Source organism: Komagataeibacter xylinus (assembly GCF_009834365.1).
In the GTDB taxonomy this organism is placed as follows: domain Bacteria; phylum Pseudomonadota; class Alphaproteobacteria; order Acetobacterales; family Acetobacteraceae; genus Komagataeibacter; species Komagataeibacter xylinus_D.
The window spans coordinates 622403-634367 of sequence record NZ_CP041348.1 but is presented as its reverse complement, the minus strand read 5'-3'; the positions used below and the strand labels follow the sequence as shown (position 1 = coordinate 634367).

Sequence of the window (11965 nt, the reverse complement as noted above, 5' to 3'; positions counted from 1 at the left end):
AATTATTAAAACGAATGTGAAGCTGTTTGAAAACGCATTTTTCCGAAGCCCATCCGGCTCCAGAAAATCCGCATCCGGCCACGACCTGTCGCCACGGGCCGCGGTGGTCCATGGTGGTTATATCGAGATTTTGGGGAAATGAAGTCGCAGCACCTGTGTTCGTGCAGGCATGCGCGAACAGACATCGCCTACGCCACGCAACAGGAGCGCAGGGGCCATAAAAACAGAAAAGGGGAAGGGTCTGGTGAGCCGGGTGGGATTCGAACCCACGACCATTCGATTAAAAGTCGAATGCTCTACCGACTGAGCTACCGGCTCACATGACCTGTTTTATCAAGGGGCCTGCCTGCCGGTCAGACCGGGGCATGGCGCCTTGGGCAGGTCTCTAAACATCCACGGCGGGAGTGTCAACCTGCGCGTGCCGTTTATGCAGGCCCAATAGCGCCGGGCGGCGGCAGGGAGCGCCGCCCGGCGGGTCATCAATCAGGCTTCGGCGTCAGCCGGGCGCATCTTGATGATGCGGTCGGGGTCCTGCACCATGCCGCTCTGGCCCGCGCCACGCTTGATCTGGTCGATATGGTCCATGCCTTCGATCACCTGGCCCACGATGGTGTACTGGCCATCAAGATGCGGCGACGGCTCGAACATGATGAAGAACTGGCTGTTCGCGCTATCGGGGTTCATGGTGCGGGCCATGCCCACCGTGCCGCGCTCGAACTTGGCCTTGTTGGTGAACTCGGCCTTCAGGTCCGGCAGCTTGCTGCCCGAGGTGCCGGTGCCCGTGGGGTCGCCGCCCTGCGCCATGAAGCCATGGATCACGCGGTGGAAGGGCGTGTTGTCGTAAAAGCCTTCCGCCGCCAGCGTGCGGATGCGCTCTGCCGCAAGCGGCGCAATGTCGGGACGCAGGCGGATCACCACCCGTCCTGTCTTGAGATCGACGTTGATCAGGTCGGACTTGTTTTCTGTAGCAGACATCGTGATCCGTTTCGTAAAAAGGGGTGTGGGAGGGCTGTGCCGCGTAAGGCGCGGCCCCGGCCCGTCAGCCGCGCAGGCGGCTCAGCATGTGCCTGCGCGTAAAGGGAGGGACAAAACCGGAAATGTCCCCATCCAGCTTGGCTATTTCCTTCACGAGCCGTGAGGAGACGTACTGGTGTCCCTCGCGCGCCATGAGGAACAGCGTGTCAATGTCCGGGGCCATGTGCTGGTTCATACCGAACATCTGGTTCTCGTATTCGAAATCCGCAACCGCCCGCAGCCCGCGAATGATTGCATGCGCCCCATGCGTACGCGCCGCATGAACCACCAGCCCCGTAAAACCGACAACGGTGATGGGAATGCTCCGCCCCGCATTGAGCGGGGCGATATCGGTACGCAGGCACATGATCCGCTCCTCAAGGGGGAGGAGCGGGTGCTTGTCGGGGTTTTCGGCCACGCCGATCACCAGCCGGTCCATCAGCCCCGCAGCCCGTTCGATGATATCCATATGCCCGCAGGTAACGGGATCGAACGTGCCCGGATAGAAGCCGGTGCGGGCGGGAGAGGCCTCAGTCATCGCTGCCAGCATCAGGGGTGGCGACCTCGGCGGCATCATCGTCCTCGCCTTCTTCGCCATCATCCATCACGGGGAAGACGCTTGTCACCTCTTCCGTATCGTTCAGGCGGAACAGGGTCACGCCGCTGGCCTGGCGCGACATGATGCGGACCTGCGCGATCGGCAGGCGGATCAGGCGGCCCGCATCGGTCACCAGCATGACATCCGTGCCCTCGAGCACCGGCAGGGTCGCCACCACCGCGTTGCCGCGCTTGTTGGCCGAGAAGGTCATGTTGTTGATGCCCTGGCCGCCACGCCCGCTCACGCGGTAGTCATAGGCGGAAGACCGGCGGCCAAAGCCCGCATTGCTCACGATCAGCAGCACTTCCTCCGCCGCTTCAAGTTCGGCAAAGCGCTCGGGGGTCAGGGGCAGGTCTTCGGCGGCTTCGCTGTCATCCTGTGCAACGACCTCCTCGGCTTCCTCGCCATTGGCGGCGGCCTCGGCGCGGCGGCGGGCATTGGCCATGCGCAGGTAGGCGGCGCGCTCCTCCACCGTGGCCTCGACATGGTTCAGCACGCACAGGCTGTTCACGCTGTCGCCCTCGGCCAGCTTGATGCCGCGCACACCCGAGCTGCCACGCCCGGCAAACACGCGCAGCGTGTCATCGGTAATCTGGAAGCGGATGCAGCGGGCATTGCGCGTGCCAAGGAACACGTCCTGCCCTTCACGGCAGGTGGCGACACCGATCAGGCGATCGTCCTCATCGAGCTTCATGGCGATCAGGCCGGATGAGCGGATGTTGCGGAAATCGCTCAGCCGGTTGCGCCGCACGCTGCCCGAGGCAGTGGCGAACACCAGATGCAGGTTCTCCCACAGCTCCTCATCCTGCGGGAGCGGCAGGACGGCGGTAATCGTATCGCTGCCCAGGTCGGGCAGCAGGTTGACCAGCGCGCGGCCCTTGGCGGTGGGGCTGGCCTCGGGCAGGCGCCATACCTTCTCGCGGTAGGCCTTGCCGCCCGATGAGAAGAACAGCACCCACTGGTGGGTATGCGCGTTGAACGAGCGGACGATGATGTCATCACCCCGCCGCCCTGCCGCCGTGCGGCCACGCCCGCCGCGGTTCTGGGCGCGGAACACATCAAGCGGCGTGCGCTTGATGAAGCCCTCGCGCGTGATGGTGACAACCATCTGGCCGGGTTCGATCAGGCTTTCATCAGTCTGGTCGCCGGCGTAATCGGCAATGTCGGTGGCGCGAGGGGTGGCCAGTTCGGCGCGGATGGTGGCGAGTTCCGTGCACATCACCTCCATGCGGCGCGGGCGGCTGGCGATGATTTCCAGCAGCTCGTTGATCTTGACCGCCACTTCCGAGAGTTCGCTCTGGATCTTGTCGCGCTCCAGCCCGGTCAGGCGCTGCAGGCGCAGTTCAAGGATGCCGCGGGCCTGCGCTTCGGTCAGGTGGACCCTGCCGTCCACGATGACATTGCCTTCATCATGGATGAGTTCGAGCAGCGGCGCCACGTCGGCTGCATCCCACGCGCGCGCCATCAGGGCCGCGCGGGCGGCGGCCGTGTCGGGTGCCGAGCGGATCAGCGCGATCACGGCATCAATGTTGGCGACTGCAATGACGAGGCCGACGAGCAGATGGGCGCGGTCGCGGGCCTTGTTGAGGTCAAAGCGTGCGCGGCGCAGGATCACGTCCTCACGGAAGCGGATGAACGCCTCGAGCACGTCCTTCAGCCCCATCAGGCGCGGCTGGCCGCCATCAAGGGCGAGCATGTTCACGCCGAATGATGTCTGGAGCTGCGTGAAGCGGTAGAGCTGGTTGAGCACCACCTCCGGCGTCGCCTCGCGCTTGATCTCGATGACGATGCGCATGCCCGAGCGGTCGCTCTCGTCGCGGATATCGGAAATGCCTTCCACCTGCTTGGTGCGCACGAGGTCGGCAATGCGCTCCTGCAACGTGGCCTTGTTCACCTGATACGGGATCTCGGTGACGATGATGGCCTTGCGGTCCTTGCGGATTTCCTCGATCTCGGCCCTGGCGCGGATGATGACCGAGCCGCGCCCGGTCTCGAACGCGCTGCGGATGCCCGCGCGGCCAAGAATGGTGCCCCCGGTGGGGAAGTCGGGGCCGGGCACGTATTCGAGCAGGTCATCGAGCGTCATGTCCGGGCGCGCGATCAGCGCCAGCGTCGCATCGATGATCTCGGTGGGGTTGTGCGGCGGGATATTGGTGGCCATGCCCACCGCAATGCCCGATGCGCCATTGACCAGCAGGTTGGGGAAGGCGGCGGGCAGGATCTTGGGTTCCTGCTCGCTTTCATCATAGTTGGGCTGGAAATCAACGGTATCGCGGTCGATGTCATCAAGCAGGAAGGCGGCGGCCTTGGCCAGACGGGCCTCGGTATAACGCATGGCGGCCGGCGAATCGCCATCCACCGAGCCGAAATTGCCCTGCCCGTCGATCAGTTTCACCCGCATCGACCACGACTGCGCCATGCGCACCATGGCGTCATAGATCGAGGAGTCGCCATGCGGGTGGTATTTACCCATCACGTCACCGACCGCGCGGGCCGATTTGCGGTAGGGCTTGTCGTGCGTGAACCCGCTCTCGCGCATGGAATACAGGATGCGGCGATGGACCGGCTTCAGCCCGTCGCGCACATCAGGCAGGGCGCGGCTGACAATGACGGACATGGCATAGGCCAGATAGGAGGAGCGCATTTCCTCCTCGATCGTGACCGGCAGCATGTCGGACGGGGGCAGGGGATCGTCGGGTATCTCGGTCAAGGCAGTTCCGTCATGTCAGGGTTATCCATCCCCACGGCCAGAGGGCCACGGGGGTGGAGCGGAAGGCAGGCATGGCGCGGAAGGCAGCCATCATATCCCTGCGTCTCTCATAGCATGGCTTGCCCCCTGGCGCGAAGCGCCGCGCAGGGGGCAGGGGCGGATCAGAACGGAATTTCGTCATCCAGATCGCTGCCACCGGCGGGGGCGTCCCATCCGCCACCGCCACCGCCGCTGCTACCGCCTGCCGGGCGCTCGTTGCGCTGGGGCTGGCTGCGCGCGGGCGCGCTGTAGCCGCCACCACCACCGCCACCATAGCCGCCGCCCATGTCATCGCCGCCACCGGCGTCACCGCCACGGTTGCTGTCAAGCAGCACGAGCTCGCCACGGAAGCGGTCGATCACCACCTCGGTGGTGTAGCGGTCCTGGCCGCTCTGGTCGGTCCATTTACGCGTCTGCAGCGTGCCCTCGAGGTAGACCTTGCGGCCCTTGCGCAGGAAGCGCTCGGCCACGTCGCCCAGACGGTCGTTGAAGATCACGACCCGGTGCCATTCGGTGCGCTCGCGCCGCTCGCCCGAGGCGCGGTCATTCCATGTATCGCTCGTGGCCAGGGTGAGCGAGACGATCTTTGCCCCGCTCTGGCTGTTCCGCACTTCGGGGTCCTTGCCCAGATTGCCGACCAGAATGACCTTGTTGACGCTGCCCGCCATATGCTGTCCTTCGAATATGGGTCCGGCGGATTGCGGCCTGCTGGCCCCCGCCGGTTGCCACGTTGGCTGCCCGTGGGCCGCCGTGGCGAATAGAGGTGTAGCGATCTTAAAGGATCATCGTATAAATTGCGAGGGGCGGGCAGTGCCTGCCCACGCGCCTCATGCGTAGTGCGGCCCTTGTCCGAATGGACCGGCGGGACCAGATATGACAGGGCCGGATATCGCGGCCAGCATCCGCACCCCTTACGGGATCGGAACAGGGAGAGTTCATGAGCGTTTCTTCGCGTCCGGGGCAGGTTCCGGCGGGTCAGCATGTCAGCCAGCAGTCCATTCGCGTGCGGGGTGCCCGCGCGCATAACCTCAAGAATGTCGATGTGGACATTCCGCGTGATGCGCTCACGGTCATGACCGGCCTGTCCGGCTCGGGCAAATCCTCGCTGGCATTCGATACGGTCTATGCCGAAGGGCAGCGCCGCTACGTGGAGAGCCTCTCGGCCTATGCGCGACAGTTCCTTGAGCTGATGGGCAAGCCTGACGTCGATTCGATCGAAGGGCTTTCCCCCGCCATTTCCATCGAGCAGAAGACCACCTCAAAGAACCCCCGCTCCACCGTGGGCACCGTGACCGAGGTGCATGACTACATGCGCCTGCTCTGGGCGCGGGCGGGCGTGCCGTATTCTCCCGCCACCGGCCTGCCGATCGAGGCGCAGACCATCAGCCAGATGGTTGACCGCGTCATGGCCATGCCCGAGGGCACGCGGCTCATGCTGCTCGCCCCGGTGCTGCGCGACCGCAAGGGCGAGTGCAAGAAGGAACTGGCCGAACTCCAGCGCAAGGGCTTCACCCGCGCCAAGGTGGACGGCACGCTCTACACCATTGACGAGGTGCCCGAACTCAACCGCCGCCTGCGCCACACGGTGGAGGCGGTGGTGGACCGCATCGTGGTCAAGGAAGGCATTGAAAGCCGCCTGGCCGACAGTTTCGAGACCGCGCTGGGCCTGTCCGACGGGTTGGTCTATGCCGAGGAGGTGGTGAAGGGGGCGAAGGAAGGCGAGGACGCTCCGCGCACGGTGTTTTCCTCGCGCTTTGCCTGCCCGGTCAGTGGCTTTACGCTTGAGGAAGTCGAGCCGCGCCTGTTCTCGTTCAATGCCCCGCAGGGTGCGTGCCCGGCCTGTGATGGCATCGGGCAGGAAACCTTTTTCGACCCGCGCCTGATCGTGCCTGACGAATCGCTTTCGCTGGCTGCTGGCGCAATCGCCCCGTGGCGCAACAGCCAGAGCCCGTACTATACCCAGACACTGGCCTCCATCGCGAAGCATTACGGCGTGTCGATGGATACCCCGTGGGAAGACCTGCCCGAGGGCGTGCGCGACGTGATCCTTGAAGGCGGCAGGGACCCCATCGAGTTCACCTATCGCGATGACCGCCGCGCCTACAGCCTGACCAAGCCGTTCGAGGGCGTGGTGACCAACCTGCGCCGCCGCATGGCCGAGACCGACAGCGTGTGGGTGCGCGAGGAACTCTCGCGCTACCAGTCAGAAAAACCCTGCCATGTGTGCGATGGCGCGCGCCTGCGGCCCGAGGCGCTCTCGGTGAAAGTGGCGGGGCTGAATATTGCCCAGGCATCCGACATGCCCATCAGCAGGGCGCTGGAATGGTTCGGCACGGTGGAGGCCACGCTTACGCCCCAGCGCGCCGAAATCGCGCGGCGCATATTGCGCGAGATCCTCGACCGGCTGCGCTTTCTTGATGATGTGGGGCTGGACTACCTGACCCTGTCACGCGGGTCGGCCACGCTTTCGGGCGGCGAGAGCCAGCGTATCCGCCTTGCCAGCCAGATTGGCTCGGGGCTGACCGGCGTGCTGTATGTGCTTGATGAACCCTCCATCGGGCTGCACCAGCGCGATAACGAGCGCCTGCTCGGCACGCTCGACCGGCTCAAGAAGCTGGGTAACACGCTAATCGTGGTCGAGCATGACGAGGACGCCATCCGGGCCGCCGACTGGCTGATCGACATGGGGCCGGGCGCAGGTGTGAATGGCGGCAATATCGTCGCCGCCGGCACGCCGCAGGAAGTGGCCGCGAACCCGGACAGCCTGACCGGAGCTTACCTTTCGGGGCGCAAATGCATTCCCGTGCCGGCTCAGCGCCGCAAGATCGACCCGAAGCGCGAGCTTGTGCTGCGCGGGGCAACGGGCAACAACCTCAAGGACGTGACGGCAAAGTTCCCGCTGGGCACCTTTACCTGTGTGACCGGCGTGTCGGGTGGCGGCAAGTCCACGCTGGTGATCGACACGCTGTATAAGGCGCTCTCACGCAGGCTGATGGGCTCGGGGCAGAATCCGGCGCCTTATGCCAGCATCGACGGGCTGGACCAGCTCGACAAGATCATCGACATCGACCAGTCGCCCATCGGGCGCACGCCGCGCTCCAACCCCGCCACCTATACCGACCTGTTCGGCCCCATCCGCGACTGGTTTGCCGAACTGCCCGAGAGCAAGGCGCGTGGCTACAAGCCCGGCCGCTTCTCGTTCAACGTAAAGGGCGGGCGGTGCGAGGCATGTCAGGGTGATGGCGTGCTCAAGATCGAGATGCACTTCCTGCCAGATGTGTTCGTCACCTGCGATACCTGCAAGGGCGCGCGCTACAACCGCGAGACGCTGGACGTGAAGTTCCGCGGCAAGTCTATTGCCGATGTGCTGGCCATGTCAGTAGACGAGGCGCTGCCCTATTTCTCCGCCGTGCCGCGCATCCGCGACCGGCTGGCCATATTGCAGAAGGTGGGGCTGGGCTACGTGGCGCTGGGCCAGCAGGCCACAACCCTTTCAGGCGGCGAGGCGCAGCGCGTCAAGCTGTCGAAGGAGCTGGCCCGCCGGGCCACGGGCCGCACGCTCTACATCCTTGATGAACCCACCACCGGCCTGCACACCGAGGACGTGCGCAAGCTGCTCGAGGTGCTGCATGCACTCGTTGATCAGGGCAACACGGTGGTGGTGATCGAGCATAACCTCGAGGTGATCAAGACCGCTGACTGGGTGATCGACATGGGGCCGGAGGGCGGCGATGGCGGTGGCCGCATCGTGGCCTGCGGCACGCCCGAGCAGGTGGCGGCCACACCCGAGAGCCATACCGGGCGATTCCTGCGCCCGCTGCTGGAAAACAGGCCGCTCGTGCCGGTGGAAGATTCGCCCCCTGCACCTGTGGCGCCGCGCAGGTTGCGCGGCAAAAAAGCCACAGTGGCAGCAGGCACCAAAACGGCCGAAAGCCCGAAAAAGAAAGAAAAACCGGCAAAAGCGAAGCGCAAACCGGCAAAATAGACACCACTTTGTGCTGATGGTTGAGCGGTGGGTGCAAAAAACTTTTCGCAAGCTGCGAAAAACACTTGCACCTCAAGGCCCGCAGGCCCTATCAGCGCCTCTCTTGGCCCAAGGGGGCAATTCTGCCCAACAGGCTGTCTACTGGTTTGGGGGTACGTGATGAACGCACTTGCTCAACTGGGGATGGTCTCGGAACACCCGAGCGATAACCAGATCTCTTCAGCGCCGTTTTCGTCCGAGGACGACCGGAAGGATTATTTCGTCGAGAAAGACGGAATGAAGTTTGCGGGAACGCACCTTCTTGTCGATCTATGGGATGCCCGGAATCTCGATGATCCGGAACAGATCGACCGTACCCTGTGCGAGGCTGCCGTCACGGCAGGGGCGACGATCCTGCACAGTCACTTTCATCACTTCACGCCCAATGGTGGCGTGTCGGGCGTGGTCGTGCTGGCGGAAAGTCATATCTCGATCCACACATGGCCCGAGCGCAACTTTGCCGCCGTGGATATTTTCATGTGTGGGGCGTGCGATCCGCATCTTGCCATTCCGGTCATGCAGCGCCTGTTCCAGGCGGGCCGGATCGAGGTGGACGAGCAGCGCCGTGGGCGCGTGCAGCTTTAAGTGGCTGTGGCCGGGGTGGCGTGTCTGTGCGCCCTGGCATGCTTTTCAGTAAAACAAAGTCGAAGTGGCGGGCCGGATGTATTTCCGGCCCGTGCTTTTTCATGTGCATCGATTAGGACGGAAAAGGGGGTTGGTCATGTCCCGTGAGTGGATCAGCGAAGGCCTGTATGAAGGCTGGCGGCAGGAACTGAGCGTGGATAAGCTGCTGGCACGCACCAAAAGCCAGTTTCAGGACATCGCTGTGTTCGAGAATGTCGATCTCGGTCGGGTGCTGATGCTTGATGGCGTGGTCCAGATCACGGAACGCGATGAATTCGTCTATCAGGAAATGCTGACCCATGTGCCGCTGCTCGAGCATGGCGATGCGAAGCGCGTGCTGATCATCGGCGCGGGCGATGGTGGCGTGCTGCGCCGCGTGCTTGAGCACCGCACGGTGGAAAAGGCCGTGATGGTCGAGATCGATGGCGAGGTCATCGACCTGTCCAAGAAGTTCCTGCCCGGCATTGCGGGCGATGCCTGGAACGACCCGCGCGCCGAGGTGATCGTGGGTGACGGCATTGAATACGTGACCAATGCGCCCGATGGATCATTCGATGTCATCATCGTCGACAGCACCGACCCGATCGGCGTGGGCGAGGTGCTGTTTACCGATTCGTTCTACAGGCACTGCGCGCGTATCCTCACGGCCAACGGCATTATCGTGAACCAGTGCGGCGTGCCGTTCATGCAGGCTGATGAACTGCGTGACACCAGTGCGCGGCGTGCGCAGTTCTTCGATCATGTCTCGGCCTATGTTGCCGCCGTGCCGACCTATGTGGGCGGGTTCATGACGCTGGGCGTTGCCGCCAAGGGCACCGTGCCGGGCCGGCAGTCGGCTGACGTGATCCGTGCGCGCGCCGAGAAGGCGGGCATTGCAGACACGCGCTACTGGACGCCGGAGATGCATGTCGCCTCCTTCGTCCTGCCGCCCTATATCGCGCAGAACCTGCCGCGCTGATCGTGGTGCACAGATAAAAAAAGGGCCGGAGGGGTATGAACCCTCCGGCCCTTTTTTGTTGCGCTTGCAGGCAGGTGATCAGCCGCGGGGCGCGATGCGGGCGGTCTTGCGCAGGCTGACCAGATCTGCACCCAGCTCCTTCACGGCCACTTCGAACACCTTGAAATGCGGGGTGGCGAGATGGGCCTCGAAGGCAGCTTCATCATCATAGACTTCCACCAGGATCACGGTCTGCGGGTCATCGAGCGGGCAGACGGCTTCAAAGCGCTGGCAGCCGCTTTCATCAGCGACCGAATGGGCGCTGTCATAGGCGCAGAGTTCGAGAAAGTGGTCACGGTGTTCGGCGGGAATGCGGAATTCGGCCACGATGGTCAGCGGGCTTGTGGTCATGAAGGGATCATCCTTTTTACGTTACAGGCCCAGAACGTAATGCCTGCGGTGGGCGGTGTCATGGTGTGCACGACCATGGCGCATTTTCATGGATTGACTTGGCGCATCCGGTCATGTCAAGTCAGCTCTGTCGACACGGGAGAGACTGGCCCCGCGCCAGCGCCGAAGGAGCAACCGCCCCGGAAACTCTCAGGCCAAAGGACCGGTCGGCCAAGACTTCTGGAAAGAGGTGTCCGCCAACCCGGATGCCCGCCGACGGGATAGCGATCTCAGGCACATGCGACAGAAGGGGCACTTCAGAATCCACACAGGATTCGACAGGAGTCCCGCATGCCTACGTTGTTCGTTACCGTGTTCTCCGCATTTCCCCCGATCTGTTCCGCTGGCGCGTTTCGTGCCTGCCTGCCCGCATGCCCGGCATGCGGGGCCGCGCGCGTGCCTGCGGACCTGCACAAGGCCCAGCCCGCATGACCCAGCCCCTGCTGCGCACCCCGCTTTACGACCTTCATATCGAACTCGGCGCCCGCATGGTGCCGTTTGCAGGCTATGACATGCCGGTGCAGTACCCTGCCGGCGTCATGGCCGAGCACCTGCACACGCGAAGCAAGGCGGGGTTGTTCGATGTCTCGCATATGGGGCAGGTGCGCATCCGCCCGCGCTCGGGCAACATTGCCGATGCCGCTCATGCGCTTGAGGCACTGGTGCCTGCCGATATTGTGGGCCTCAGGCCCGGCCGCCAGCGCTATGCCGTGTTCACCACCGATGATGGCGGCATCAGCGATGACCTGATGGTCACCAACATGGGGGACTGGCTGCTGCTCGTGGTCAATGCCGCGTGCAAGGCGGCCGATTTCGCCCATGTGCACAAGGCCCTGAACGAAACCTGCACGGTCGAGATGCTCGATAGCCGCGCGCTGATCGCACTCCAGGGCCCTGCCGCCGAGGCCGCACTCGTTGCCCTGAACCCTGCCGCCGCCGCCATGCGCTTCATGGATGTGGCACAGATGGAACTCGCAGGCGCAAGCTGCATTGTCTCGCGCTCGGGCTATACCGGCGAGGATGGCTACGAGATCGGCATGGACAATGAGGGCGCCGTGGCCGTGGCCCGCGCCCTGCTGGCCCAGCCCGATGTGGCCCCCGTAGGCCTTGGCGCGCGTGACAGCCTGCGGCTTGAAGCAGGTCTTTGCCTGTATGGCGCGGATATCGACCTGACCACCACCCCGGTGGAAGGCGCGCTTGAGTGGTCCATCCAGAAAAGCCGCAGGCCCGGTGGCGCGCGCGCGGGTGGCTACCCCGGCGCGCAGGTCGTGGCCGACCAGCTCGCCGATGGCACCACGCGCCGCCGCGTGGGCCTGCGCGCCGAAGGCCGCGCCCCGGTGCGTGGCGGGGCGGAACTGTTTGCCGATGAGGCGGGGCAGATACCTGCGGGGCGTGTCACCTCAGGTGCGTTTGGCCCGAGCGTGGGTGGTCCGGTGGCCATGGGCTACGTGGCGACTGATCATGCAGTTGTGGCCACGCGGCTGTTTGCCAGCGTGCGCGGGCGGCTGCTGCCTGTGTCCGTCGTGGCGCTGCCCTTCGTGCCAGCCACGTTCAAGCGCTAGTTTTTCG

The 11965-nt window shown here is 64.3% G+C and carries 10 protein-coding genes, 1 tRNA gene and 1 riboswitch; of the genes, 5 read left to right on the top strand and 6 right to left on the bottom strand.

Annotated features, from left to right (window positions below):
• Positions 1-242 precede the first annotated feature (242 nt).
• The 5 genes from FMA36_RS03010 to ssb all read right to left on the bottom strand — a co-directional run bounded on the left by FMA36_RS03010 (position 243) and on the right by ssb (position 5029).
• A tRNA-Lys gene (locus FMA36_RS03010) sits at positions 243-318 on the bottom strand.
• Positions 319-483: 165 nt separating this feature from the next.
• Positions 484-975, bottom strand: coding sequence for a peptidylprolyl isomerase (locus FMA36_RS03005; protein WP_061274494.1), 492 nt, complete (start codon positions 973-975; stop codon positions 484-486).
• Between the two features lie 64 nt (positions 976-1039).
• Entirely contained in the window at positions 1040-1552 is a 513-nt protein-coding gene (gene coaD / locus FMA36_RS03000; RefSeq protein WP_159260707.1) for a pantetheine-phosphate adenylyltransferase, read from the bottom strand.
• Complete coding sequence (gene gyrA, locus FMA36_RS02995) at positions 1545-4322, bottom strand: DNA gyrase subunit A (protein ID WP_159260705.1); 2778 nt, start codon at positions 4320-4322, stop codon at positions 1545-1547. Before gyrA ends, coaD begins: the two co-directional genes overlap by 8 nt.
• A gap of 161 nt (positions 4323-4483) precedes the next feature.
• Entirely contained in the window at positions 4484-5029 is a 546-nt protein-coding gene (ssb, locus tag FMA36_RS02990) for a single-stranded DNA-binding protein (protein WP_159260703.1), read from the bottom strand.
• Between the two features lie 269 nt (positions 5030-5298).
• On the opposite strand from ssb, the gene uvrA reads away from it, so the two are divergent.
• The 3 genes from uvrA to speE all read left to right on the top strand — a co-directional run bounded on the left by uvrA (position 5299) and on the right by speE (position 9967).
• The gene (uvrA, locus tag FMA36_RS02985; protein ID WP_159260701.1) at positions 5299-8346 is read left to right on the top strand and encodes an excinuclease ABC subunit UvrA; all 3048 of its coding nucleotides are present in this window, start codon (positions 5299-5301) and stop codon (positions 8344-8346) included.
• 159 nt (positions 8347-8505) lie between these two features.
• A complete protein-coding gene (gene speD, locus FMA36_RS02980; protein WP_025437442.1) occupies positions 8506-8970 on the top strand; it encodes an adenosylmethionine decarboxylase in 465 nt (154 codons plus the stop codon).
• Between the two features lie 136 nt (positions 8971-9106).
• On the top strand, positions 9107-9967 hold the full coding sequence (gene speE, locus FMA36_RS02975; RefSeq protein WP_159260699.1) for a polyamine aminopropyltransferase: 861 nt from the start codon (positions 9107-9109) through the stop codon (positions 9965-9967).
• 78 nt (positions 9968-10045) lie between these two features.
• Here the strand turns inward: speE and FMA36_RS02970 are convergent, their stop codons facing one another.
• Positions 10046-10357: an antibiotic biosynthesis monooxygenase family protein gene (locus FMA36_RS02970; RefSeq protein WP_159260697.1), complete on the bottom strand. Its 312-nt coding sequence runs from the start codon at positions 10355-10357 to the stop codon at positions 10046-10048.
• A gap of 126 nt (positions 10358-10483) precedes the next feature.
• Positions 10484-10571, top strand: a riboswitch (glycine riboswitch).
• A 116-nt stretch (positions 10572-10687) separates the two neighbouring features.
• On the opposite strand from FMA36_RS02970, the gene FMA36_RS19115 reads away from it, so the two are divergent.
• Both FMA36_RS19115 and gcvT read left to right on the top strand, forming a co-directional pair.
• Positions 10688-10828, top strand: a complete 141-nt coding sequence (locus tag FMA36_RS19115) for a hypothetical protein (protein ID WP_167518002.1) — start codon at positions 10688-10690, stop codon at positions 10826-10828.
• A complete protein-coding gene (gcvT, locus tag FMA36_RS02965; RefSeq protein WP_159260695.1) occupies positions 10825-11958 on the top strand; it encodes a glycine cleavage system aminomethyltransferase GcvT in 1134 nt (377 codons plus the stop codon). Before FMA36_RS19115 ends, gcvT begins: the two co-directional genes overlap by 4 nt.
• Positions 11959-11965: the final 7 nt, after the last annotated feature.